The 25,447-nt window shown below is 36.2% G+C and carries 22 protein-coding genes; 8 read left to right on the plus strand and 14 right to left on the minus strand.

Features of this window, described 5'->3' with window-relative positions:
* Positions 1-326: 326 nt before the first annotated feature.
* From yjfF to ACERII_RS05610, 4 genes are all read right to left on the minus strand, one after another.
* The gene (yjfF, locus tag ACERII_RS05595) at positions 327-1,340 is read right to left on the minus strand and encodes a galactofuranose ABC transporter, permease protein YjfF (RefSeq protein ID WP_373640672.1); all 1,014 of its coding nucleotides are present in this window, start codon (positions 1,338-1,340) and stop codon (positions 327-329) included.
* The gene (locus ACERII_RS05600; protein WP_373640674.1) at positions 1,324-2,367 is read right to left on the minus strand and encodes an ABC transporter permease; all 1,044 of its coding nucleotides are present in this window, start codon (positions 2,365-2,367) and stop codon (positions 1,324-1,326) included. Before ACERII_RS05600 ends, yjfF begins: the two co-directional genes overlap by 17 nt.
* 2 nt (positions 2,368-2,369) lie before the next feature.
* Positions 2,370-3,887, minus strand: coding sequence for a sugar ABC transporter ATP-binding protein (locus ACERII_RS05605; protein ID WP_373640675.1), 1,518 nt, complete (start codon positions 3,885-3,887; stop codon positions 2,370-2,372).
* A 124-nt stretch (positions 3,888-4,011) separates the two neighbouring features.
* On the minus strand, positions 4,012-5,016 hold the full coding sequence (locus ACERII_RS05610) for an ABC transporter substrate-binding protein (RefSeq protein ID WP_373640677.1): 1,005 nt from the start codon (positions 5,014-5,016) through the stop codon (positions 4,012-4,014).
* Positions 5,017-5,424: 408 nt separating this feature from the next.
* On the opposite strand from ACERII_RS05610, the gene ACERII_RS05615 reads away from it, so the two are divergent.
* From ACERII_RS05615 to ACERII_RS05625, 3 genes are read left to right on the plus strand one after another with little or no spacing between them, the layout of a single operon-like run.
* Positions 5,425-7,158 carry a sensor histidine kinase gene (locus tag ACERII_RS05615; RefSeq protein WP_373640678.1) on the plus strand — a complete coding sequence of 578 codons (1,734 nt, stop codon included), beginning with the start codon at positions 5,425-5,427 and terminating at the stop codon, positions 7,156-7,158.
* 6 nt (positions 7,159-7,164) lie between these two features.
* Positions 7,165-8,685, plus strand: a complete 1,521-nt coding sequence (locus ACERII_RS05620; RefSeq protein WP_373640679.1) for a response regulator — start codon at positions 7,165-7,167, stop codon at positions 8,683-8,685.
* A 24-nt stretch (positions 8,686-8,709) separates the two neighbouring features.
* Positions 8,710-9,705, plus strand: coding sequence for a substrate-binding domain-containing protein (locus ACERII_RS05625; protein WP_373640681.1), 996 nt, complete (start codon positions 8,710-8,712; stop codon positions 9,703-9,705).
* Between the two features lie 324 nt (positions 9,706-10,029).
* Here ACERII_RS05625 and ACERII_RS05630 read toward each other — a convergent pair whose 3' ends face one another.
* From ACERII_RS05630 to ACERII_RS05645, 4 genes are all read right to left on the minus strand, one after another.
* Entirely contained in the window at positions 10,030-12,642 is a 2,613-nt protein-coding gene (locus ACERII_RS05630; RefSeq protein WP_373640683.1) for an ABC transporter permease, read from the minus strand.
* Positions 12,639-13,322, minus strand: coding sequence for an ABC transporter ATP-binding protein (locus ACERII_RS05635; protein ID WP_373640684.1), 684 nt, complete (start codon positions 13,320-13,322; stop codon positions 12,639-12,641). Before ACERII_RS05635 ends, ACERII_RS05630 begins: the two co-directional genes overlap by 4 nt.
* Before the next feature lie 92 nt (positions 13,323-13,414).
* On the minus strand, positions 13,415-14,416 hold the full coding sequence (locus ACERII_RS05640) for a sensor histidine kinase (protein ID WP_373640686.1): 1,002 nt from the start codon (positions 14,414-14,416) through the stop codon (positions 13,415-13,417).
* 1 nt (position 14,417) lies between these two features.
* Positions 14,418-15,101: a response regulator transcription factor gene (locus ACERII_RS05645; RefSeq protein WP_373640828.1), complete on the minus strand. Its 684-nt coding sequence runs from the start codon at positions 15,099-15,101 to the stop codon at positions 14,418-14,420.
* A gap of 424 nt (positions 15,102-15,525) precedes the next feature.
* Between ACERII_RS05645 and ACERII_RS05650 the strand changes: the two genes are divergently transcribed.
* Complete coding sequence (locus tag ACERII_RS05650) at positions 15,526-15,969, plus strand: hypothetical protein (protein WP_373640687.1); 444 nt, start codon at positions 15,526-15,528, stop codon at positions 15,967-15,969.
* A 40-nt stretch (positions 15,970-16,009) separates the two neighbouring features.
* Here ACERII_RS05650 and ACERII_RS05655 read toward each other — a convergent pair whose 3' ends face one another.
* The gene (locus ACERII_RS05655; RefSeq protein WP_373640689.1) at positions 16,010-16,891 is read right to left on the minus strand and encodes an alpha/beta fold hydrolase; all 882 of its coding nucleotides are present in this window, start codon (positions 16,889-16,891) and stop codon (positions 16,010-16,012) included.
* A 401-nt stretch (positions 16,892-17,292) separates the two neighbouring features.
* On the opposite strand from ACERII_RS05655, the gene ACERII_RS05660 reads away from it, so the two are divergent.
* From ACERII_RS05660 to ACERII_RS05670, 3 genes are all read left to right on the plus strand, one after another.
* Entirely contained in the window at positions 17,293-17,592 is a 300-nt protein-coding gene (locus ACERII_RS05660; RefSeq protein WP_373640690.1) for a hypothetical protein, read from the plus strand.
* Between the two features lie 215 nt (positions 17,593-17,807).
* On the plus strand, positions 17,808-19,082 hold the full coding sequence (locus ACERII_RS05665; RefSeq protein WP_373640691.1) for an MFS transporter: 1,275 nt from the start codon (positions 17,808-17,810) through the stop codon (positions 19,080-19,082).
* Positions 19,083-19,793: 711 nt separating this feature from the next.
* Positions 19,794-20,060 (plus strand): hypothetical protein, encoded by a 267-nt coding sequence (locus tag ACERII_RS05670; protein WP_373640693.1) that lies wholly within the window; start codon positions 19,794-19,796, stop codon positions 20,058-20,060.
* Positions 20,061-20,223: 163 nt separating this feature from the next.
* On the opposite strand, the gene ACERII_RS05675 is transcribed toward ACERII_RS05670, so the two are convergent.
* The 4 genes from ACERII_RS05675 to ACERII_RS05690 all read right to left on the minus strand — a co-directional run bounded on the left by ACERII_RS05675 (position 20,224) and on the right by ACERII_RS05690 (position 23,309).
* Complete coding sequence (locus ACERII_RS05675; protein ID WP_373640695.1) at positions 20,224-20,709, minus strand: GyrI-like domain-containing protein; 486 nt, start codon at positions 20,707-20,709, stop codon at positions 20,224-20,226.
* Between the two features lie 215 nt (positions 20,710-20,924).
* On the minus strand, positions 20,925-21,089 hold the full coding sequence (locus tag ACERII_RS05680; RefSeq protein ID WP_373640696.1) for a hypothetical protein: 165 nt from the start codon (positions 21,087-21,089) through the stop codon (positions 20,925-20,927).
* Positions 21,090-21,450: 361 nt separating this feature from the next.
* Positions 21,451-22,563, minus strand: a complete 1,113-nt coding sequence (locus ACERII_RS05685) for a glycoside hydrolase family 88/105 protein (protein WP_373640697.1) — start codon at positions 22,561-22,563, stop codon at positions 21,451-21,453.
* A gap of 572 nt (positions 22,564-23,135) precedes the next feature.
* Positions 23,136-23,309, minus strand: coding sequence for a hypothetical protein (locus ACERII_RS05690; protein ID WP_373640699.1), 174 nt, complete (start codon positions 23,307-23,309; stop codon positions 23,136-23,138).
* A gap of 262 nt (positions 23,310-23,571) precedes the next feature.
* Between ACERII_RS05690 and ACERII_RS05695 the strand changes: the two genes are divergently transcribed.
* Positions 23,572-23,754 (plus strand): hypothetical protein, encoded by a 183-nt coding sequence (locus tag ACERII_RS05695; protein WP_373640700.1) that lies wholly within the window; start codon positions 23,572-23,574, stop codon positions 23,752-23,754.
* Positions 23,755-23,866: 112 nt separating this feature from the next.
* Here ACERII_RS05695 and ACERII_RS05700 read toward each other — a convergent pair whose 3' ends face one another.
* A complete protein-coding gene (locus tag ACERII_RS05700; RefSeq protein ID WP_373640701.1) occupies positions 23,867-25,417 on the minus strand; it encodes a glycoside hydrolase family 43 protein in 1,551 nt (516 codons plus the stop codon).
* Positions 25,418-25,447 lie beyond the last annotated feature (30 nt).

Below are 25,447 nucleotides of genomic sequence, written 5' to 3' on the forward strand. Positions count from 1 at the left end.
GTGTGAGTATTTCTTAAAACTTTACTTTCTCATTTATTCTTCTAACTTTTATACCATAACCAATTCTATTAATAACAAGATGCCACCAAAGATTAAATAGTTATAGAGACTAGTAGCAGTACTCGGAAGCTTTTGATCCTCTTTTAGACCAGACTGCAAAAAAATATTCTGCTACAAAATAATAATAAAGCCACTGGAAAAGTATTATCTTTTACTTTTCTTTCAGTGGCTTACCCTCGTTGAATTTTTTCTATTTTTACTCTCTATCGTTCTCCGATGACTCTGTACGTATTAACTTTATATACTGCGTATTCGTATAAAAACTTCTAACTAGCTTTGCTTTCTTTTTCCTCCATGGAACCAACTTTATCCTTTCTTTTTTCCTCTCTAAGAAGAATGACCCTGTGTAACACGATAAATAATAATAACAATACCCCTACTGCAATCCTTGTCCACCAAGCACTCAATGAACCTTCATAAGCAATTAAGGACTGTATGGTTCCTAACATAAGGACTCCCAATACACTTCCAGCCACATAGCCAACTCCACCTGTTAACAACGTACCTCCGATTACTACTGCAGCAATTGCATTTAATTCTAAGCCATTTGCATGCAATCCATATCCTGATAACATATAAAAAGTAAACAATAGTCCTGCAAGCGAAGCACAAAATCCACTTATTGTATAAACTAAGATTTTCGTTTTTCCAACTGGAAGACCCATTAACAATGCTGATTGTTCACTTCCTCCGATTGCATAGACACTTCTACCAAATTTAGTAAAATGTGCAACATACACTCCAATACCAACTACGATTAAAGCAATTATTACACTGATGGAAATAAAATAATCACCAATAGGAATTCTTGTTCTAGCCATAAATCGAAAAACATCATCAGTAATAGGAATTGTTTGTACATTGATTAATAACGCCAAGCCCCTGGCAAGAAACATCCCTGCAAGTGTGACGATAAATGGTTGTAAATGAAAGTAATGAATACAGCATCCCATCAAAAAGCCTAATATCGGTCCTATTAGTAATGCTAATGGAAAAACTACGAATGGAGACAGACCAGCCAGAAGTAAACTTGCCGCAACCATGCTAGTAAGAGCGATAACAGACCCTACAGAAAGATCTATTCCACCTGTTAAAATTACAAATGTCATACCCACTGCGACAACAATTAAAAAGGCATTGTCAATAAATAAATTTAAAAATACCTGTGGAGAGCTGAAATTCGTATATCTAAACATTCCAAATGCATACATAAAAACAAATAATATGAGAGTGACTACTAAAGGTATTAATCTATTGTTTATTTTAAAGAGATGATTCATGGTGCTTCACTCCCTTCCCTTTATTAACGCTTTTCCGAAAAGAGAATATCTCCACAATCTTTTTTCTGAATTCAGGTGACTGTAATAAACAAACTGTTAGTACAACAACAGCTTTTACTACAAGAATTAAATTAGATGGAATACCAAGAGAATATATCGTTGTAGTTAATGTCTGTATAATTAATGCACCTAAGACTGTTCCCATTAGGAAAAACCTTCCTCCCATTAAAGAGGTTCCACCTATTACTACTGCCAGAATGGCATCCAATTCAAACCAAAGTCCCGCATTATTTCCATCAGCGCTCATAACGTTAGAACTTAATATTAATCCCGCAACCCCTGCACAAAAACCAGAGAACACATAAACCATTAAAATGATATTTTTAGAACTAATTCCTGATAAACGGCTTGCTGTCGGGTTACCACCTACTGATTCAATGAATAGACCGATGGATGTCTTTCGAGTCATATAAAACGTAAAACACAGAACAATTGCTACAATGTATATTGTAATCGGTAGCATGAACACATGCCCTCGTCCTATAAATGAGTATGGAGAATAGTACACAGTAGGGATTTGTCCTCCTGTTATTAATTGTGCAACTCCTCTACCAGCTGTCATAAGAATTAATGTAGCTACGATTGGTTGTATACCAAGTCGCGATATCAACATACCATTCCATAGTCCTGTAGCAACTGCTACCATTATTGCAAGAGCAATTGCTACAAATAATGGAAATAGACTATTTGATTCTCCAAAACTTCCTGATAACAGCATTGCTGCAATTGCACCAGATATTGCAATAACAGATCCAACACCTAAGTCAATTCCCTTTGTTGCAATTACCAATGTCATTCCAATAGATATTAAAATTAGTGGAGTAGCCCTATGTAAAATAGTTATAAGCCCACCTGTAAAGTTTCCATTTCTAATCTCAATAGCAAAAAAACTGGGATTATGAATAAAATTTATTAGAAGTAAAATTAACAACACAACAAATGGCCAAAATAATTTTGATTTCATCATAATCAATTTCCTCCAGCTATTTCTTGCATAATGTATTGATGATCAATCTGTTCATTATTTTTAATCTCTGAGATCTTTTGGCGGTCTCTTAAAACTGCAATTCTCCTACATGTTCTTACAACCTCTTCTAACTCCGAAGATATAAATAAAATGGATTTGCCTTCATCCTTCAACTCCAACATAAGCTTTTGGATTTCTGCTTTTGCCCCAACATCAATACCTCTCGTTGGTTCATCTAATATTAATAGATTTGGGTTTGTTATTAACCATCTTGCTAACAATACCTTTTGTTGATTACCTCCACTTAAGTTTTTAATTAACTGTTCAGGGTTAGGTGGATTAATATTTAGCAATCTTATATACTCATCTGCGATTTCTACTTGTTTTTTATGTGGAATATATTTAAACCAGCCTTTTATCCCCTGAATTGCTAGGATCATATTCTCTCTTATTGATAATTCTGGAATGATTCCTTCTGCTTTTCGATTTTCAGAGCAAAAAGCCACCCCATTACGAATTGCTTGTTTTGGAGAATTTAGCTGAATTGTCTGACCTTTCATTTTTATTTCTCCTTCATCAACCTTATCTGCCCCGAAGAGTAGTCTTGCCATTTCGGTCCTCCCCGAACCAAGAAGCCCCGCAAGTCCATAGATTTCACCAGAGTATAACTTTAGATCAAATGGTTGTATTTTTCCTTTTTTCGTCAATTTAACCGCTTCTAGGAACAGATCATTTTTAGACGGCTCTTCTTCCTTCTCCTCAGTATTTAACTTATTTTCTAATTGCTTTAATTCCTTCCCCACCATCTTTGATATTAATTCAAGTCGAGGAAGATCTTCCGTTAGATATTCACCAATAAACTCACCATTTCTCAAAACAGTAATTCGATCAGAAATTTCATAAACCTGATCAAGAAAATGACTAATAAATAGAATCGCCATTCCCTCTTTCTTTAAATTATTTATGCATTCAAAAAGCTGATTAACTTCATTGACATCTAAACTTGATGTAGGCTCATCAAGAATAAGAACTTTAGAGGAAATATTTAATGAACGAGCAATTGCTACCATTTGTTGAATTGCTACAGAATATGTGGAAAGTTCCTTTGTTACATCAATATTTATGTTTAACTTTGCTAATAGTTCCTCAGCCCTTTTATTCATTTTTTTCCAATCTATAAATCCTCTTTTCATCAATTCACGGCCTATAAAGATATTTTCCACTACTGATAAGTTCGGACATAAGTTTACTTCTTGATATACTGTGCTAATCCCCAATTGTTGGGCATGGAGTGGACTTATAACCTCCATTGGCTGTTCCTCTATTTGAATTGTTCCACCATCATGGTTGTGAACTCCCGTTAATACTTTTACAAGTGTAGATTTTCCTGCACCATTTTCTCCCATTAGTGAATGTACTTCACCTGGAAACAATCGAAATGAGACATTTGATAATGCTCTAACTCCTGGGAAAATTTTTGATATATCTATCATTTCTATAATAGGAGTGTTTACTTTCATCATTGCTCCTCCTTCTAACTCTACTTTGAAAAGAAGCCACATCCGTTAGAGAGAAATCATTCAAGGATTCCTTCCTAATGGAGTGGCTATCAATTCATTTTAAGAGTTTAGCGCTTGTATTATATTAATATTCTCTAGAATCTATTAAATCGGCTGCTTGATCCATCGTATAAACATCTTCTTCTACATCCACTCTTTTAGGTATTTCTTTTCCAGCAAAATAATCTTCAATTAAGTCAACCAATTGTGGCCCAAACATTGGGTTACATTCAACTGTTACATTCATTTTCCCTTCAACCATCGCCTCAAATGCACCTCTTACTGCGTCTACGCCAATGACTATGACATCTTCACCTGGTTTAAGCCCGTATTCCTCAATAGCTTGAATAGCACCAATAGCCATATCATCATTATGTGCATATAAAACATCAATATTTTCTCCGTCTGAGCGTAAGAATGACTCCATTACTTCTTGACCTTCTGTACGAGTAAAGTTACCTGTTTGCGATTGAGTAATTTTAAATTTAGGATGATCTGCAATGATTTCTTCAAAACCTTTTTTACGGTCGATCGCTGGCGCAGACCCAACAGTACCTTGCAACTCTACAATACTAACGTCTCCGTCATAATCTGACATTTCATCAACTAACCAACGTGCCGCATTACGCCCCTCTTCAACAAAGTTTGATCCGATAAATGTTACCCATAGTGAGTCATCATCAATATCAACCGAACGATCCGCTAGGAAAACTGGGATTCCTGCATCTTTTGCTTCTTGCAACACTGTTTCAAATCCAGTTTCTACTACAGGAGAGAATACAATTGCATCAACTCCCTGTGAAATAAAAGATCTAATTGCCGAGATTTGGTTTTCTTGTCTTTGCTGGGCATCAGAAAACTGTAACTCATGTCCTGCATTTTTGATAGCATCTTGTATGGATTTTGTATTTGCTGTTCTCCATTCACTTTCTGCTCCTACTTGAGAAAAACCAATAACTAACTTTCCATCACTTCCATTGTCTTTCGAGTTCCCCTTAGCACCATCAACCTCATTAGAACTATTACAGGCTGATAAAAGAACCATAAGTGTAAGTAAAGTGAAAATTATAAGCTTTAGACCACTTTTCATTTATTTCCCCTCCTTTTATCGCTAACTTATAGAGTGCCTCTACGAACTAGCGTAATCCTATCTTAAAACGCTTACATTAATAAGTTAATACATTAGTTTTTGAAAAGATTGTAACTTATTTAGACATTTGGAAGAACTAGTTTAAAAAAATTGTGATTATTTTTTTTTATATTAGATTAATTTTCGATACCACATAATTTTTTATTCGATATTCTTAGGATAGATTAATATTTAGATCAGGTATGAAAGAGTTTTCACTATTAAAATAGAAATATTATTACAATTTTTACAATTATTATTGGTTTTTATCGAAAGTAATTTTAATTTTTGAAATTTTAGTATAAAATATTACTTAAGCGCTTACATTTTTTTGATCATTGAGCTCTATGATTGGATTGGTGCATATCTATGAAAATTAATAAATTGCAATTTTCGAGTTTACGTACAAAACTTCTAGTTATGTTTATTTTACTAACAGTAGTACCCCTTATCATAGTTGGCATGGTTTCCTATTCAAAAGCAGTAGAGATAATAAGTGAAAATGCCCAATCGAAGGTACAGTTAGAAAGTACACAATTAAGTCAAGAAATAGATGGAATAATACAAGATACTATTAGATTTACAGAAATCGGAAAAAAGGAAAGTACCATTAACTTTTTAATGGAAGGAGATGATACTGTAAGCTATGAAGATGCAAAATCAATTTTACAACTTTTTGCTTTTTATAGAGAAATCATCCCTACAAGCCAACATGTATTAGATATAAGCATTATTAGCAACAGAGGAAGAGCTATAAGCGAACGTAAAGGGGTCTATCACTACTTAGAAGATCCTACTTCTATTGGGTTAGATAATACAGAACAATTAACCAAAACGAAAATTACAACAACCTCAGTTAATTCCGACCCAGTAATCTCCATAACAAGACCTATTATTTGGGATATCACGTATGAAGTAATTGGATATTTTAATATACTTCTAGACTCATCAATCATCGAAAGTCTTTTAAACTCTCCAATCGAAACAACTGGTACATTTCTTATCTATTCAGAACAAAATGACGAAATAATAATATACCCTAGTGAAGAATCATTACCTAATAACATAAATGAAATACTACATTCTTCTAATGATTTTGAAACTATTAAATTAAATGATTCTTTGTTTATCGTAAACCACACATCAAATGTGACAGGCTGGAATGTCATTGGCTTAGTACCTGAATCAGTGTTACTGAAGGGTGCAAACGATATTAAAAATCTTATCATCGGTACAGTTGCTAGCAGTTTGATTTTTACTATTACGCTTTATCATTTCATTTCTGCTAGACTTATACTCCCGATACGTACCCTCAAGGAAAAAATGAAGCTAGCTGCTAGTGGTAACCTAAATGCAAAGGTTCCTAATGAGAGTGGTGATGAAATTGCAGAACTTGGAGCTTCCTTCAACATAATGATTAGAAAGATTAAAACATTATTAGAAAAAAGCGTTAATGAAGAGAAAAAACTAAAAAAAGCAGAGCTTAAAACATTGCAAGCCCAAATAAATCCCCATTTTTTGTATAATACTCTAGATACCATAATATGGATGGCAGAAGCTAAAAAAGGAAATGATGTTATTTCTATTACAAAAGCTTTATCAAATTTCTTTCGTATCTCCTTAAGTAAAGGGAAAGACTTAATTACAATTTATCAAGAAATTGAACATATAAAGAGTTACTTAGTCATACAAAAAACGAGATATAGAGATATTCTAGAAGTTACCTTTGATGTAAATGAACAAATATACAATTATATTATTCTAAAAATTACCCTTCAACCCTTAATAGAAAATGCGATTTACCACGGAATTAAAAATAAACGAGGTAAGGGATATCTTCATATTGAAGGAGATTTTGATAAACATGGTAATATAAACTTTACAATTATTGATAATGGCATAGGAATAGGTGAACAAAATCTAATTAATATTCGTAATCACTTATATAATGGATATCCTTTGAACAATAGTAACGGAGGATTCGGAATGTACAACGTTCAAGAAAGAATCAGGCTCTATTATGGGGAACCATTCGGTTTAACAATTGATAGCAAGTACGGAAGTGGAACAACCGTAAGTTTAACAATTCCTGCTAAGAGGTGATTTTTCATGAAAAAAATTTTTTTAGTAGACGATGAAATTGTAGTTCGAGAAGGTATCCGCACTTGTATTGATTGGACAAGCGAAGGGTTTATCTATTGTGGTGATGCTCCTGATGGAGAAATTGCTCTCCCTCTTATTAAAAAACATCAACCCGATATAGTAATTACAGATATTAAAATGCCATTTATGGATGGGTTAGAAATTAGCCGTATTTTACGAGAAAAAATGCCCTCTATAAAAATAATTATTCTAAGTGGACATGACGAGTTCGAATATGCACGAGAAGCATTGCGAATTCAAATTTATGAATATTGCCTGAAACCGATCAGTTCTAGAGAACTACTACAGATTTTAAACAAAATTGCTAAAGAAATTGACGAAGAAGAAAGGGAAAGAAAGAGTGTAGATGAATTAAAAAAACAAGCATTAAATAATGTAACCCTTGCTAGAGACAAGTTTCTAAAGGAACTTTGTGAAGGATATTATTCTACAACAACAGCAATTAGAGAGGCCTCAAAACTTGGAATTGATTTAATATCTAATCATTATGCTGTACTTATTATTGAAGAATTTAATGAGAACAATGAACGAATGGACTTGTTAAAACCACTATCCTTTATTAGTTTCCAAAGGACATCACAAGAAACTGTATTTATTTTTCGAGGTGAATCAAGAAATCAATTAGAAGGAGCATTTCAGGACCTAAGAGATTATTTAGGTAAATCATATAATTTTGGAATTGGAAAGATAAAACATAGAGTTCAAGAAATCTCTCAATCATTTTCTGAAGCATATGACGAAAAGTATTATTCTATAAGTTACGAAGAATTAAGCCCTATGCACACGTTAACCGCAAAAGAACTGAACCACATTTTTAACAGGAAGGATTTAGAGAACTTCTTAAAATTCGGTAATTTAGATGAAATAAAGATCTTTTGTATTAATTATTCATCCTTCTTAAAGGAGAAAACAAAACAAACATCATTTATGTACTACTATTTCTTAATGCAAGTTACAACTACTACTATAGAATTTGTAGATAAATTAGATAATAAAAACGAAGCAATTTTTAACAAAATTAAAAAGCTAGAAATAAAGTCTACTTCGATTAGAGACTATAATCAAGTTATTGAATATATGAGTGTAATTCTTAAAATTATTATACAGCATCGTATTGATACTAATAGTAAAAACTACCCGATTATCCAAAAAGCGAAAGATTACATACAAGAGCATTACAACAACCCAGAGTTGTCTCTACAAACTCTATCTAATGTTGTGAATATAAGCCCATCCTACTTTAGTCACTTGTTTAGCCAAGAAACTGGGCAAACGTTAAAAGAGTATATAACAAATATACGGATTGAAAGGGCGAAGGAGCTCCTTGTTACGACTAATGAAAAAACATATGAAATTGCTTTAAAAGTTGGTTATAATGATTCACACTATTTTTGTAACACGTTTAAAAAAATTACTGGTATGACTACGAAAAAGTATAAATCTGAAGGACAAACTAAAATGTATTGAGAAAGAAATAAAGGTGGTCCAATTATGAAAAAGTTATTACAGCTATTAGGATGCATAAGTGTACTATTCTTTTTCATTTCCTGCAGTAATCAAGTAGTCTATGAAGTGGAAAAGGACGCCGAACTTGTAAACAATATAGAGTCTCATAACCCAAAAGAGAATCCTACGTTTGCAATCGTATATCCAGTTGCACATCCTTTCTTTGAGTCTGTTACAATTAGTGCAAAAGAAACAGCTGAACTACTTGGAGTTAATATTATTATTCGTGCTCCCGCAACTGCAACAGTTAAAGAACAAATTCAAATAATGAACAATCTAATTCAACAAGAAGTTGATGGGATTGCAATTGGCCCTACAGATTCTGTTTCATTAACTCCATTTATTAATAAAGCAATCGATATGGGGATTAATGTAATATGTTTTGATACAGATGCACCAGAGAGTAATAGAATTTCATATATTGGCACTGATAACCTTTCTGCCGGTGAACACTTAGGAGAAGTAGTTGCAAGATTAATTGATTATGAAGGATCAATTATCGTTAGTACAGGACTATCATCTATGCTCAACCTTTCAACAAGAGTGGAAGGGTTGCAAAACATTATTAATAACTATCCAAATATAGAAATTAAGGATATTCGTTCTAGTGACGGAATACCCTCAAAAACAATGTCTAATATTGAAGAAATGATAAGCGATTACCCTGAATTTAAGGCGTTGGTAGGCATTGATTCCTTATCAGGTCCTGCTGCAGTTACAGTTTGGAAAGCAAAAGGAATTAATAATAAAGTTTCTGTAACCTTCGATGACCTCCCAATGACAATCGATGGTGTTATAAACAATCAAATATCAAGTACAATTTCACAAAGTCAGTTTACATGGGGGACACTGATTGTTGAGCGACTTTATGAAGCACACCAAGGAATTGAGATCCCTAAACTAGAATTAACAGAAACGATGGAAGTAAATGGAGAAAACGTTAAAGAATACATTAGTAATTCAAAAGGGGAAGAGAATTAGATGTAACTTTTTTCTGTTACTAAATTACGAGGGATTTATGAAATTAGTTCCTTTTATCCAAAACTTGAAATTATAAGCTTCCAATTAGATTCGTAGATTTTGATTTTTTAAAATGATTAGTTAATAAAAAGAAAAATGCTTCCTAGTCCTCTGGTAGGTTCTACGGGCGTAGTGCCTACCAAACAATAAGTGAGTTGCGCATGAGGATGACTCTGCACTGTGTTTTCATAAAAAGAAACGAAGTGTCCCAAAAGGAACACTCCGCTCTCTCCACTGATCATCGCTGCTTTAGCCTCAAAAGAAATACATATCCTAACCAAAACCTTATATATTCTCCTGCTTCAGGGTCTCAATAATGTTTTCCTTCCGCACCTTCGAGATAGAATACAACATTGCCGCACTAACAATAAGAAAAACGGCAATCACAACGATAAGCAAATCCACCCACGGTAACTCAAAACGGTAATGGAAGGTGTACATCATGGAACGCCAGATAGCATACATGATGGCAATACTAATCGGTAGTCCATATAGTAATGACTTAATACCGTAGAAAATACTTTCAAAGTTTATCATCTTCGTAAAGGACTTTGGTGTCATTCCCACCGATTGCAGCATCGCAAATTCTCGTTTTCGCAACGCAATGCTCGTGGAAATTGTATTGAATATATTTGCGATCGAGATCACGGTGATCAACGTAATAAATCCATATATGAACACGGACAGGAACAGGATCATCTGTTCATCACGCTGACGAGATTGATACACATTATAAATACCCATATTTCCCGAAAGCTCTTGAAGCTCCTCGTGTGTTTTAACCGGATCACTACTGTTTAGATAAAAATAGGTATTCCAGTTGATTCGCTCTTCTTTTTCTAGCATCGTTGATAATACATCATCCGTTACAACGACAGTTATTTCTCCCGTATTCCCTGTGTAAACTCCCATAGGTGCCTTATCCGTTATTGCAGCGATTGTCATATCTCCAAGATAATCCTTTTTCTCATTATCCCAGTCATCAAAATATAACTGAAACTCTTCTCCTACATTCGTTTGAACGGATTTCGTTTCTACAAAAACTCCCGTCTCATAATCTTGATAACGGATCGTGTCTACAAGGATTGCTTGAATTCCTTCGCTACTAGTTAGACTATTAATATCTATGCCATTTTCAGTAACATACGTCTCCATGTTCTCCTCATTTAATGCCACCATATTGACGTTATAGCGGTATTTTCCGTCTTCCAAATGGTCTTTGTTATTACTCACCATTTCTTGCAAAGGCTCAGAAAGAAATTCCCTTTCTACCATAGAAGCTAACTGCATTTCCGTTACTCTATTTACTGTCGTAACATCCTCCATTCCGTTCATAGCAACGTACATAGAATCAATATTTTCCTGATCAGAACCCCAAACGTAAGCTTGAATATCATAATCATATCCCCCTTGAGAAAGCTCCAACCCTTTTTCCAAACTCGTTGTAAAGAAGGATACAACTAAAAAGAGTACGATACTAATCACTAGGGAAAATACGGTTATCTGGTATTTCCTTTTGTTTCGTTTTAAGTTCTTTAATCCAATTTCAGCTTCCATCCCAAAGAGCTTGCGGACGATTGGAGATGTCTTTACTCCTTTTCTGGTAAGCTTAATATCCGCTGATTGTCGGATTGCATCAATCGCCGTTACTTTCGACGCTTTTCTTGCCGGCATATACGTAGAAATGAAGATTGTCACACTAGACACCAAGACAGCAATTAGGATAGAAATTGGTGTCACGACAGTCTTTAATTCTTGATTCATTCCTAACACATCGTCCACGTCTATAAATGAATTTAGCAACAGAAAAGTCACACCAATTCCAAGCACCCCAGCTACTAGTCCAATCGGAATACTAATGGCCCCGATCACAGCCCCTTCAAAAAAGACAGAGTTCCTTTTCTGCTTTTTCGTAGCACCAACACTAGAAAGCATCCCTAAATGACGGGAACGCTCGGAAACAGAGATAGCAAAGGAATTGTAGATGAGTGCTACAGAGCCAACCATAATTACCGACATAATAATTGCCGACAAGGAATACAGCGTATTCGCTAACCTGTCATTATTTGTAAAACCATAATAACGAAGTAATTCGCTATGGAAACTCACTCCTTCATCAGGATTCTCCATCTTCATTTTGTCAGCCAATTCACTCGCATTTTCGTAAATACTTCGATTCACCTTTTTTAAAACAACAGAGGCATTTACTGGGCTCTCCGTCGTTACCATACTCTTATCAAGATAAACAATGCTTGAGAATGCAGGTGACCATGATGGAACCCAAGTTGGTGGGGCAATAAATCCCACCACTGTATACGTTTCCCTACTAGTATGATGAAGCTTTTCTGTGATCTCTCCCATTTGTAGACTGTCATATTGACCGAGCGTCATCATTCCCGCTTCTTCATCATCCATCACACGCTGTCCCACATCGAGAGAAAGCTGATCACCAAGCTGATAATCTACCTTTCCTTTCTCAACAACCTCGGTAGAAAGAACGATTTCATTCTCCGATGCGGGCAATCTCCCTTTCACCAATTCGAGAGAGAAGTACTCAAAGACCTCCGGACTATATTCTTTGATATGGAGATATGGTTTCCTGTCACTCTGGTCATTCTCCAGAAGAGCAAACCCTTTTTCTCGAGACAAAATCACAGATTCCGTATTGTCATCTTCCATAATAATGTCTACCTGATTTTCATCCACTTGCTTATACTGCACATGCCATTCTCCATCATTTGCAATGGTATATCGCTTCATCATATCCATAAAGGAAACGGCAAGTGTCGCTACTGCCATAATCATCGCAACCGAAATAATGGTACCTACAATCGTTACAATCGTCCGTCTTTTGTTTTCCCATAGATGACGTAACGTTAGTTTGTTCATGATATTCATGGACGAATCACCTCATCGTTCGCAATCTTTCCATCTTCAATAGAAAGAATACGGTCGGCCTGGAGTGCAATTCGCTCATCATGGGTAATAACAATAAGTGTCTGATTAAACGTTTTATTAAACATTTTTAACAGATCCACTATTTCACCGCTATTTTTGCTATCCAAATTTCCTGTAGGTTCATCCGCAAGCATAATCGCTGGATTGGCAATCAATCCACGGCCGATGGAAACACGCTGCTGCTGACCTCCTGATAGCTGATTGGGTAAATGTTGTAACCTGTTCTCCAAGTTTAAGATTTTCACAATATCGTTGAACTGCTTCTGATCCACCTTATGCCCATCTAAGAGCAGTGGCAGCGTAATATTTTCTTCTACGGTTAAGATAGGGATGAGATTATAGAACTGATAAATCAACCCGATTTGCCTTCTGCGAAAAATAGCAAGCTGAGTTTCATTAAGCGAATAAATATCTGTGTTGTTCACCAACACTTTCCCACTTGTTGGCCGATCCACCCCACCAAGTAAATGTAGTAACGTCGATTTTCCAGAACCAGACGGGCCGATAATTGCTAGAAACTCTCCTTTTTTCACAGAGAAAGAGATATTATCTAACGCCTTCACGGCAGTCTCTCCCTTTCCATACACTTTAGACAGATTTTCAATTCGTAATATTTCCATGATATTTCCTCCTGTTTTCTTTGTACCTTCACTATATCTGTCTAAAATGACTTTGCCGTGACTCGAAAGTGACAGTTTCGTCACTTAAGGATTTAAATGATTTTTTTGTAAAACTTGAGTCGAAATTCAGTTCCCTTGCCTTCCTCACTCTTCACCGTCAAATCCCCATCCTGACTCGTAATAATGGTATGAGCCATCGCCAAACCAATCCCAATACTTCCATCACTGGCATTGGAACCTTTATAAAACCGCTTAAAGATAAAAGGAAGATCTTTTTTCGGAATCCCTTTACCATTATCCGCAATACGTATTTCCGTGAACAAGGTATTTTCTGAAAAAGAAACGGTAATCTGTCCACCTTCGTCGGTATGTTCCACTGCATTTTTCAACATATTAATCAAGGCCTCCGCAGTCCAATTTAGATCTCCACGGAAGAAAGCGTCTTCCTCTCCCTCGATAATCAGACGTTGATTTTTAATATCCATAGGAATAAGCAAAGGATTCGTCGCTTTTTGGATAAGCTGAGACACAGGAATTGTATCCTTTTTAAATGAAACCGTTCCTGCATCAATTTTCGAGATCTTTAAAAGTGCCGAAACAAGCCAGTCCATCCGTTCAAGCTGTATCAAAATGTTTTCCGTAAATTCCTTTCGCTTCTCCTCATCAAGTTGATGGTCGCTTAAAAGATCCGCCATAACTGTCATGGAAGTGAGCGGTGTTTTCAACTGATGGGAGATATCACTAATCGCATTCATGAGCTTGATTTTCTCATTCTGAAGGGAAGAACTTTGTTCCGACAACATCAACGTCATCTTGTAGATGTCATTTTTCAGAATACTAAGCTCCCCTTCTTCATTATCCCGAATATCCAACCGATCATCCCCTGAGCTAATTTGTCGGAGATAGCCTGAAAGCTTCTCCAACTCCTTATACCTCCAACGTGTAAAAAGGAGACAACAGCTGATCAACAGCACAGAGGTGATGCTCGTTAGAATCGCTGCTGTAGGGGAGAGTAGGACACCAATGATAATAGCAACGAGACTGATGATGCCCATGACTAAAATTAGAAGCTGAACTTCTCGATTACGAAGCATACTAATCACCTACCTTATATCCGAGACCTCGTACCGTTTTTATCAATGTAGGTTTTTGCGGATCATCCTCAAGCTTCTCTCGTAATCTCTTTATGTACACTGTTAACGTATTGTCATTTACAAAGTCTCCTGCCACATCCCAGATCCGTTCCAACAACTGATTCCGCGTGAGAACTTGTCCAAGATGATTGGCAAAAATAAGGAGAAGCCGATATTCTAATGCGGTAAGGAGGACCTCTTCCCCGTTTTTATACACTTTCCCCTCATTTGTGTTGACCTTAATTTGCTGAATTTCGATGACTGCCGTAGTTTGTGGTTGCTTATGATATCTTCGTAGAACCGTTTTTATTCTAGACAAAAGCTCCCGGATTCGAAACGGCTTCGCAATATAATCATCCGCCCCCATATCAAGCCCCATCACCACATTCACCTCATCATCATTCGCCGTCAAAAAGATAACAGGGATATCTTTCTTTGCCTTAACAAGCCTACACAAATCATACCCACTACCATCCGGAAGCGCTAAATCAAATAAACATAGATCAATCTCCCCTATCTGATCCTCGACCACCTTCTTGGCAGAAGTAGCATCATAACAAAGAACAGTAAGAAACTGATCCTGCTGCAAGGAATAATCTAACCCCGAAGCAATTGTCCTATCATCTTCCACAACAAGAATCCTCATCATCCATCACCCTCCCATTCGGAAGGAAGCATTGGGGACGGTTCTCACTGCTTCCTTCGGTTTTCGAAACAAATTCAAATAAAAACTATTTTCTTACTAGAATAACCTAGAATCACAATAGAAGGAAGTATCGGAGACAGTTCTCGCTGCTTCCTTCGTCTCACGAAAAACCTGTGAAACTTTAGAATCTCAAGCTCCGTCTAATTTAAAGAGTGGATATTATTTTTTTGTAAAATTTAAAGCTTAGTAACACTTGTAAGATTCAAGATACAAAGGTGAAATTAATGTTACAGTATAAATGTACAGAGAGGAAGATTTCGGTGATACATCATTTTCAGTAGATCATGATGGTGGTAGTCATTCATTAGACGGCAACTATGCTGAATGAATTACACCTAAACAAAACGGGGAGGATGTGTTTCGTTTGGTCGTAAAAAATAATCTGAAGTCATTTGCTATTCACGTATTTATCGTTTCACTTTCGTTACCTGTATTATTTCTTGGCCAAAACCTTGATAATAACAGATTATATTATGGAATTTGGTTCTTATTAGTTTTCACACTATATTTTATCCTAGGTAGAAAGTTTCTTGTTAAAAGCAATCAAAACCAAAATATAAAAGGAACATCTTGCGTTGCAATTATAGGTGTACTTTTAACAGCTATAGTAAGTATTTTCCCAGGTAAAATGGGTTGGAATTGGTTATATTTCAATTTCCTTTATTTCCCTTATGCGTTGCCATTTATTGAGTGGATTCCATTAGGTCAACAAGGGAAAGAACTACATAGCTTCTTCCTATACTTCATTATTTCTCTTATTCCAAGTGTCATGATGTATGTCGGATTAGTTACTAAAAAAAGCAGGTAAGGAAGCATCGGGGACGGTTCTCACTGCTTCCTTCATCACATCAGGATACAGGATGAAACACTCTCTCCTGAATCATAGATAGAAGCAACCAATTCAATATTCTTGGCTGTTCATGATGAACCCAGTGAGTAGCCTCATCCACCATGATCAACTTTCCATCTCTGCAAATGTTCATACTTTCCTTCGCTAATTCTAAAGACAAAAAAGAGTCGTTTCTTCCCCAAATCATTCTAACAGGAACGGTAACTTGTTTTTCCGATAATTGAGAGATACTACCTTCCCGTAACGCTCGATACCAATGCAACATACTCATGAAGGCCCCTTCTATTGACCATGAAGCTTCATATTGTTCAAGATCCTTCTTAGTAAAAGTCTGTGGATTAGCCGAATGAATCATCGTCTCCTTAACTAATGTAAAATGATTTGCAGACAATATTTTTTCTGGAACTATTGGGGTTTGGAAAAATAACATATAAGAGCTTCTTATAAGTTGAGAAGGGTGCTTAATCATATTTTTTGTAAAAATAACGGGATTAGGTGCATTAATAGGTATCAGCTTTTCTACAATCTCGGGGCGTGTTGAAGCAATATGCCATGCTACTAAAGCTCCCCAATCATGTCCGATGATCACAGCCTTTTCTCTTTCGAAATGTTCCAATAACCCTATTACATCATCCCTTAGTTTATCTAATGTATATTGATCTATCTCTTTAGGTTTATCACTCAGATGGTATCCTCGCTGATCAGGAACAACAACACGATATCCCGCTTCCGCTAACACATCTATTTGATTTTTCCAAGCATACCAAAATTCCGGAAATCCATGCAAAAGGATAACGAGCAGGCCCTCTTTCGGTCCAGCAACAGCAGTATATAGTGTTATACCATTTGTTTTTATATAATAAAAATCAGTATCACTCATTCGAGTTTCCCTCCTTTGGAAGCAGTGGGGACGGTTCTTCGTGCTTCCTTCGAGTTTCCAAATAAATCACTGATTTATAGCCGATAACCTAGTGACTGTTGTTCTTGAGAAATGATAAAAATCCCGTTCCCTTCGCATTGCAACTAATATAAGGTAAAGGTAAAGTCTTTCCTATCAAGTTATTAACACACATAGTTTTTACCAAGATGACCTGCCTCATGCAAATAAATAACTTCCCTTCTCTTCTTCTCTATTGAACTTTCCATCACCAAAAGTATCTAACCGAGAATCCTTGGCAAATATTATTCTTGAAAGGTAAAATGAAGATTATAGCAATAAAGCGTAAAGCACAGTTTTCGGAGTTTCAGCCACAAAAAAAGAAAGTAAGGAGGAAATAAGAAGTGATTAAAAAAGCAGTTGTACTAACGAGGTTAAGAACATTAATAGGTAAAGAACTTTCTAGTTCCAACTTACATGAAGCATTGTTCTGTGAAGAGAAACATCAAAGCATTCTACGAAGATTTCATGCAGGCACCAATACATACGTTACATATAAGCTAATAACGGAGGCAGACTCAGATCAACCGCCCTATGCGATCATATCCGTGCCAGGTAATCCACAACCTTACCTGCTAACGCTCATGGAAAAAGAAGGAAAGTATATCATTCAGTCAGAGCCTAAGATTCGTTATTCCTTTTAGGAAAGGAAATCATAATAAAAAAAGAGTATATCCTACTAGGCGATATATTCTTTTTTATTTTTCCTAACTTAACTAAACATAGTACGAATAAAAGACCTCCAATAAGCAAAAACAAAGGTTACCATCTTTTTGCAGTATAAATTATTCTAACTATTATCAATCTATATGAGAATGTTGTGTTTGATGTATGTAGTTCGCAAAGGAGATTAGCTACCATGAAGAAGAAATTAGATCTCACAGCACTCGCATCCATACCATTGATAGTAACGTTAGGGAATTCCATGTTTATACCTGTTTTGCCTACAATGGAAAGGGAATTGGAGATAACAGCCTTTCAATCCAGTCTCATCATTACTATGTATTCCATTGTTGCGATTATCCTTATACCTATTTCAGGATATTTATCAGATAAATACGGACGAAAAAAAATCATTATTCCCAGTTTAATTTTAACGGGAATTGGAGGAGCTGTTTGTGCTTTTGCCGCTTGGAGATTACCGAACCCTTATATCTTTATACTAGTCGGTCGGTTTATCCAAGGAATAGGGGCTTCTGGTGCATTCCCTGTAGTTATTCCCACTGTTGGTGACATGTTTGATAATGAAAAGGATGTTAGTAAGGGCCTCGGTTTCATCGAAACATCAAACACGATGGGGAAAGTGCTCAGTCCTATATTAGGGTCCTTATTTGCATTGATTGTCTGGTATTTCCCCTTTGTTGTCGTACCTGCAATTACACTTATTTCTATCTTATTAGTTGCGTTTCTTGTAAGACCTCCAAAGGGGGAAGAGGCACATAAAGAATTCGGGGAGTTCTTCCGAAATTTTAAAATCATTTTTAAAGACAATGCCCGATGGTTGGTCGGCGTTTTCCTCATCGGTGGCATTAGTATGTTCGTCTTGTTTGGCTTTCAATTTCATTTGTCTAATCTCTTGGAAAACCAATATCGTATCAACGGAATTAATCGAGGTCTTATTCTAGCTGTGCCACTCCTTTTTTTGTGTAGCGCTGCTTATTTCACTGGAAAAAAAATCGGTAGCAGTAAAAACTTCATGAAATGGCTGATTTTTTCTGGGTATATTCTCGTTCTAGGTTCATTGATTTTCATCCAACCAGAACAAAAATTATTTATTATTGTTGGACTAATGACTATTGCAGGAATTGGGATTGGGATCTCCCTTCCATGTCTCGATTCATTAATTACAGAAGGAATTGAAAAAGAGGAAAGAGGCACAATCACCTCCTTTTATAGCAGTATGAGGTATATTGGAGTTGCAGCTGGCCCTCCTATTATTGCACTCATGATGAAAGGAACTTCAGATTTTATTTATGTTGTATTAGCAGCATTTGGTGGAGTAGCAGCAATCGCGTCACTCATTACCATACGACCAAATAAGAAAAAAACAGAAGATACACATAGATTGGCGCAAAAAGTTACTCTAGACAAAAACACACCAAGCCTCTTTAAAACACTAAAAAAAGAAGACTAAGGAAGCAGTGGGGACGGTTCTCACTGCTTCTTTCGAATGTCGAAACGTTTCGCGACAAAGGAAAAATAGTGTGTAATTAAAACTATTTAGGAAATAATAACTATAGTTCTTTTACGGAAAGGGGAGTTTGTGTGTTTTTTGAAAAAAAGAAAAAATATCCTTATATCATTTTGTTCGTCATTCATTCAGCATTACTCATGTTTACTTTTACAAAAATAAAAAATAGAAAACCCTTCGTTGTATTGCTCCTTTCCAACATGGGAATAGCGTATCTATTTGAGTACGTAATACTCTCTTTTCTACATTTATATAGATATAAGCCAAAATTCTTTAAGAAAAAATTTTTTAGACGATATTTCAGGAGCAATTTTATCTCAAGCAGTGTATGTTCCGTTCACAGCTTTGTTTATAACTGCATTTAGACTTAATTGGGTCGTAAAAATGGGATTTGCTATTTATTTTGCAATTATTGAAAAACTCTTTATAAAAAAGGGGATTTTTAAAAACCTCAGATGGAAAACAAGATACACGCTAGTGTTAATCTATCTATATTTTCATTTAAGTGATCAATGGCTTCGTCTTTTAAAAAAAGGAAATTCACTCATCCAAAAGTTATCCCTTTATAATATGGTACAGGTGACAGGTATCAACAGTTTAGTTCTGTTAGAAATGTTCCATTTATTAAGTTTTGGCAGAGGCAGATTTCACTCAATGAAGGAACAACATAAAATGGAAACCTCCTATTCAAGCATGATGTCAGCGATTAAAACGCTGTTAGCGTATACTGAAAACATGAAAGTAAAGGTAGTAGTACTTATTATTAAATTTATCAGTGATAATATCCTAAAAAGTATGAAGCTTATAAAAATAAAGTCCACTTTACTAGTTACACTTATCGATATTCTACTTTTGTATTTAGGTCCAGTGTATAAAAAATGGATTGAAAAAATTGCGATAGATGGTGGAGATATCAAGTAGGAAGCATTGGGGTCAGTTCTCCTTTTGATCCACGAAATAGTTTCACACAAAAAAGAGAGTATCTTCGAGGGTATGCTCTCTATGTATTCTACAATAATCCTTAACTAAGTAGTTGGCCCCACTTAGTAAACTCTCTTGTGTTACTTCACTAAAATAGAGACCATCATTTTTTCACAACGGGTATATAAATATCAAAATGCGGATCATTCGGATCTCGATAAACTGGATAATGCTCATGCTTAATAGGCAAATAAAGGTCATAGTAATCTACACCTGGTTCTCTATATGCAGTATAATCACTTTCGGATAACCAGTTATGTAATTCTGCATAGGTCTTCCCAATATTTTCCCCTTTTTTATGTGACGTCTTCACATATGTCCATTTAGGCACAGTTATTTCTATCATTCCAGAAGGGGTTTCCTGCTTTTCGCTCACTTCAAATACTGAGTAATGCGCAAAACCATTCTCAATCACATGGTAAGATAAACCTAACTGAATAGCCGGGTTCAACTTTTCCTCTAATTCACCAGCGCGGTTTTCCATTTCTGAAATCGTTTCTTTCAAATGCGGTACAATATCAGAAAAGGTACCTTCCCATTTTAAACCTACTGCACGATAAGCCGGCAATGTCACGATTTCATAGCTCATATTTTCACCCCATTTCCGGAAGCATTTGGAACGGTTCTCCCGCTTCCTTTGCCATACGAAATATTTCTAACAAAAAACAAAAATAAAATCATGAGTACTCTGTTCCTTTAACCCTGATATTAAGGCAAAGATCCATATCCCATAGATTCCAATCACTCCGAAAATTAGAAGGAACGATATGGTTTTCACTATACTTTTCTCAGAAAATAGAGCTATTATGAACGAAAAAAAAGTCCGACCACTAATATTCCCGTTCCTACATCCCCTCTTATTTTCCCGACACCCAACCCTAAATAAGCAACATTACTATCAATGTAATAAATGAAATATAAGACAAGTTTTTCCTCATCGTAACCTCCCATCAAAGAAGATACTCTCATTTTAAATCATCCGGAAGTATTGTTCTAGCCTAAACAAACAGAAAATTTCGTTAATCCCCTCCTGCCTCATCAGGAAATCGAGATAGACCTAGTATAGAAACGAAAAGTCCTTACGAATTCTTAAGTCTACTTTTATTTTTCCTTTTGTTGGTTTTAAGCTCTTTAGTAACGAAGAGAAAAGTAAAAGAAGGCACAACAAGCATATTTTCTCTGCTGCTCGTTGTACCTTCCTCTGTTTCTATTAGTTTTCATAGAGAAACGTTATTGATTGATGGGAAGACTGAAGTCGTGATACGTATTGGTTACTTTACGAAAAGAATGACGTAATACGGACTGCTTCCGAAGCAAGAATAATCTTACCTTATGCTTTACTCTTACTCATTTCCACACTAGCTAAAAGGAACGGTGCTAGCCCCATAATCACATCGCTACCCACTTCTTCTTTCACATAATATTCATAGGACCCATCACGATAGTTTTTCGCTCCACCTAGTCCTGCACCCTTACATATTGAATGAAGATGTACACCCTTTTCATCCTCCGTAACGAAGTGTTTCACTATTCCTTCGAAGGAACGTTCTACTACCTCACGATCAATACCTGATAGATAACCTAAGCGAATACCTTTTGCTAATGCATATGTTATCATGCATGATCCTGATGCTTCTAAATAGTTCCCGGCTCTACCATTCTGATCCATTACTTGATACCAAAGACCACTTTCATGATCTTGTACATCTTTAATCGCATGTGCTAGTCTTTCGAATATCCCCATGATTTGACCTCGTTTAGGGTGATTTTTAGGAAAATGCTCTAGTGAATCTACAATAGCCATAACATACCAGCCTATAGCTCTTCCCCATATATGAAAAGATTTCCCTGTCTCCTTGTCACACCATCTTTGTTCTCCACTTTCATCCCAGGCATGATGTAAGAGACCATTTATTGGATTTCTTGTTCTCTTCTCAATTAATAGGATTTGATTCGCAACGTCATCGAATCCTTGTGGGAAATCAAATGTCTTTGAATATTCTGCTAAAAATGGGGAGGACATGTATACCCCATCTAGCCACATTTGGAAAGGATAAATTTTCTTATGCCAAAAACCACCTTCACTTGTTCTTGGCTGACCCTCCAATTGAGTAAAAAGAAGCTGAATTGCTTTTTCATATTTCTTTTCACCAGTAAGCTTTAAAAGAGAAAATAAATTTTTCCCTTGATTTATATGATCCAAATTGTACTCTTCCACACGATAATTCTTAATCGAGCCATCTTCTTGTATGTAATAATCTATATGCCGCTTCATTACATCACGATATTGATCCTCCTGTGTTAAATCTGCTAGCCAGTCAAATGCTTTCATTGTCATCCCTGCAACATAGTTCCACTTTACTACAGCTTGAGGATGATACCCATCTACAAATTGTGATTCAATCGTTGCAGCAATTTTTTGTGGTAATTGGTTTACATTCATATTCTTACATCTCCTCCTATTCTTATAGTATAAAAACACACTTTGCTCTCTTATAGAAAAAAGGTTATTGCCAATGATCATTAACAACGTTGTTACCCTTATAAACAGCAACCTAAGAGCACTAGAAAAAATCTAGGAATATAACGTAAATTCCCCAAAATTACACATTTGATTTATTGAAATATATCGTTATATTACTTATAGACTCTTTTTCTTGATTATACTACATTCTTTGCATTTTTTTATTTTTTTCTGAGTCACTAATGGATATACTTACATGTTACGATGCACGTTAGCTTATGATATAATCATAGAAGGTAATGAGCGGTTTCCTCAAGAATGACAAGTGCATTCTAAGGGAAATCGCTCTTTTTTTTAAAAATCTAGCACATGAAAAAGCTAGGAAACACATGTCTCCTAGCTAGCATACATGTATTCTCTTTTATCTTCCCCCTCTGAACTAGAGAAATTTTCTTCCTCTGTAGAATCTGTTTTCGCCCTGCTCTCACTGTTAGACGCAGTTCCTGGTTGTACTTCTTCCGAACTCACCGACCTATTACAGTAGACTATAATCACTGATACTCATCATATATGTCATCTGCATTCTTAAATCGGATTTCTTCTGAATTTACCGAACCCATCTTATCGCTTCGATCCTCCCTACCGCCTGGTAAGCTGCCTTCAGGAACTAACTCTTGGTTATCTTTAAAAACTGTTTTCTGTCTTTTCTTTTCATTTTCCGTCATGGATACCACTCCTATTCACACATCTAATTACGGATAGTATCCCCAGATATGTATTTTTCACACAAACTAATGGAAGCAGAGGGGACGGTTCTCTCTGCTTCCTTCTAAACTCGGAGGCGTGTAGCTATTTACTCTTCCTTTTTCTACCTCAAAAGTATCAACTTTTTTCACGTCTTATAAAAAAAGGAGTGTTTAAACACCAATCTCATCATATATTTCATATCGAAGAAACTTTAATGCTTAGAGGAAATGGGTGATTTACATGTACAATATTATTTTTTATGAAAAGAACGATCATGTTTTAAGTCAGACTCGAGAAAGCGTTCCAGAAGAAGGCGATGGAATTAAACTGAAAGGTCGGAAAGGGAATGTAGTAAGCGTAGAAACAGGAGAAGATAATATCGTATATATCCTGGTTGACTTAGCAAAAAAGATTAAAGAATAAACATAGAAAAAGGACCTTCTCCCTAATGTCTTCCGTCTTCAAAACACTAGAGAAGGTCCTTTTAAAAGGGAAAGGAAGCAAAGAGAACCGTCCCCACTGCTTCCACTCCCTATTACACCCCTACATACTCAAACCAGTCAAAATAAGCTTTATTGTCACTGCTTTCACCATTTGAGCTTGCATATAAACCTAATTCCGCTCCTACAAATCCTCCCGCAACATCCGTACTTAAAATTCGTCCATCTACGTTTTCCATCAGCGGCTCGAACGAATCCGATGTTTCTCCAACATAAAAGCTATAATCCTGCCCGCGAGCCGCAACCTTCAGATATAACTTAGATACGTTTAACGGCATTTCCTGTAACACTTCTTCTTCTCCACCTGCACATTTCACTAACCTCACTACACTTTCACCATCTCTTTTTTTGGTAAAAACAAAGCGGAAGTGGAACTCATTGCTTTGAAGTAGCACAATCCCGGCTTCTTCATTCTCTTTCTCAGGAGTAAATTCCATCACAGTAGAAGTAGCAAAATCGATGTGTTGTTGTCTTCTCCCAACAAAGCTAGGAGTATCGAGTTCTGATAACTTTTGAGGTCTCAGCTTTAGGCGTAAAAATCCAGGACGTTCCGACAAACTATAGAATTCTCCTTCTGCAGAACGTAAGAAGTTATACTTAAGATCAAGCTTCACATTATCAAAATGATCACATACAGAAGGGATAACGGACTTTCCTTCTGGTAAAGTTGGCAGTGGATACTCCATTTCCAACTTCCCAGTTCCTGGACTCATGATTGGCCAGCCATCTTCCCATATCACTGGGAGCAGATATGTCTCTCTCCCAAGATTACGATAATATCCTCCGTAAATTCGCGATGCCAGACCAACTGCCCACCATTCTCCATGCTGCGTTTCCACAAGGTCACAGTGCCCAACATTTACAATAGGATACTCTTTGCCTAAATGTCTGTGGGTGAGGATTGGATTTCCTGGATTTCCTTCATAAGGACCTGTAATCGTCTTACTTCGTGCTATAGAAACGGCATGATGATGCCCTGTTCCTGCTTCCGAAATCATCAAATAATAGTAATCATCTACTTTATAGATATGAGGACCTTCTGGCCAAATAACATCCCTTAACGCACCTCTCCACAACCCAATAGGTTCTCCTATTAACTTTTTCGTTTCTAAATCAAGCTCTTGCAGCCACACTTCCCAGTTCCCACTGTACTTTTCCCCTTCAGGAGCTGGTCGTGTACCGTGATAATACACTTTCCCATCTTCATCGAAAAACAAGGAAGGATCAATTCCCGGCGCATCTAAATAATATGGATCTGACCACGGTCCTGCAGGATCTTTTGCAGTAACAAAAAAGTTACCTCCAGCTCCTACATTCGTTGTTATCATATAGAAAACACCGTCGTGATATCGAATCGTTGGGGCAAAAATACCCCGTGACACCCCTTGCCCCTCTAATGGAAGCTGGGATGGCCTATCTAACACATGTCCAATTTGTTCCCAGTTCACGAGGTCTCTGCTGTGAAAAATAGGTACACCTGGAAAATAGGCGAAGGAAGAAGTCACAAGATAATAGTCCTCTCCCACTCTGCAAATGGATGGATCCGGATAAAAACCTGGAAGTATTGGATTCTTAAAAGTTTTCATATTTTACTCCTTTATATACTTAGTTTACAT

The sequence above is a fragment of the Evansella sp. AB-rgal1 genome, from assembly GCF_041820985.1.
Lineage (GTDB): Bacteria > Bacillota > Bacilli > Bacillales > Salisediminibacteriaceae > Evansella.

Excerpts from the sequence above, each read along its gene's own strand:
- ACERII_RS05600 (WP_373640674.1), bottom strand. The coding sequence starts at position 2,367 with ATGATGAAATCAAAATTATTTTGGCCATTTGTTGTGTTGTTAATTTTA.
- ACERII_RS05695 (WP_373640700.1), top strand. The coding sequence starts at position 23,572 with ATGTACAATATTATTTTTTATGAAAAGAACGATCATGTTTTAAGTCAG.
- ACERII_RS05640 (WP_373640686.1), bottom strand. The coding sequence starts at position 14,416 with ATGCTTCGTAATCGAGAAGTTCAGCTTCTAATTTTAGTCATGGGCATC.
- ACERII_RS05675 (WP_373640695.1), bottom strand. The coding sequence starts at position 20,709 with ATGAGCTATGAAATCGTGACATTGCCGGCTTATCGTGCAGTAGGTTTA.
- ACERII_RS05680 (WP_373640696.1), bottom strand. The coding sequence starts at position 21,089 with ATGAGAGTATCTTCTTTGATGGGAGGTTACGATGAGGAAAAACTTGTC.
- ACERII_RS05665 (WP_373640691.1), top strand. The coding sequence starts at position 17,808 with ATGAAGAAGAAATTAGATCTCACAGCACTCGCATCCATACCATTGATA.
- ACERII_RS05700 (WP_373640701.1), bottom strand. The coding sequence starts at position 25,417 with ATGAAAACTTTTAAGAATCCAATACTTCCAGGTTTTTATCCGGATCCA.
- ACERII_RS05620 (WP_373640679.1), top strand. The coding sequence starts at position 7,165 with ATGAAAAAAATTTTTTTAGTAGACGATGAAATTGTAGTTCGAGAAGGT.
- ACERII_RS05625 (WP_373640681.1), top strand. The coding sequence starts at position 8,710 with ATGAAAAAGTTATTACAGCTATTAGGATGCATAAGTGTACTATTCTTT.
- ACERII_RS05630 (WP_373640683.1), bottom strand. The coding sequence starts at position 12,642 with ATGAATATCATGAACAAACTAACGTTACGTCATCTATGGGAAAACAAA.
- ACERII_RS05645 (WP_373640828.1), bottom strand. The coding sequence starts at position 15,101 with ATGAGGATTCTTGTTGTGGAAGATGATAGGACAATTGCTTCGGGGTTA.
- ACERII_RS05605 (WP_373640675.1), bottom strand. The coding sequence starts at position 3,887 with ATGAAAGTAAACACTCCTATTATAGAAATGATAGATATATCAAAAATT.
- ACERII_RS05635 (WP_373640684.1), bottom strand. The coding sequence starts at position 13,322 with ATGGAAATATTACGAATTGAAAATCTGTCTAAAGTGTATGGAAAGGGA.
- ACERII_RS05685 (WP_373640697.1), bottom strand. The coding sequence starts at position 22,563 with ATGAATGTAAACCAATTACCACAAAAAATTGCTGCAACGATTGAATCA.
- ACERII_RS05655 (WP_373640689.1), bottom strand. The coding sequence starts at position 16,891 with ATGAGTGATACTGATTTTTATTATATAAAAACAAATGGTATAACACTA.
- ACERII_RS05615 (WP_373640678.1), top strand. The coding sequence starts at position 5,425 with ATGAAAATTAATAAATTGCAATTTTCGAGTTTACGTACAAAACTTCTA.
- ACERII_RS05670 (WP_373640693.1), top strand. The coding sequence starts at position 19,794 with ATGAAGGAACAACATAAAATGGAAACCTCCTATTCAAGCATGATGTCA.
- ACERII_RS05690 (WP_373640699.1), bottom strand. The coding sequence starts at position 23,309 with ATGACGGAAAATGAAAAGAAAAGACAGAAAACAGTTTTTAAAGATAAC.
- yjfF (WP_373640672.1), bottom strand. The coding sequence starts at position 1,340 with ATGAATCATCTCTTTAAAATAAACAATAGATTAATACCTTTAGTAGTC.
- ACERII_RS05610 (WP_373640677.1), bottom strand. The coding sequence starts at position 5,016 with ATGAAAAGTGGTCTAAAGCTTATAATTTTCACTTTACTTACACTTATG.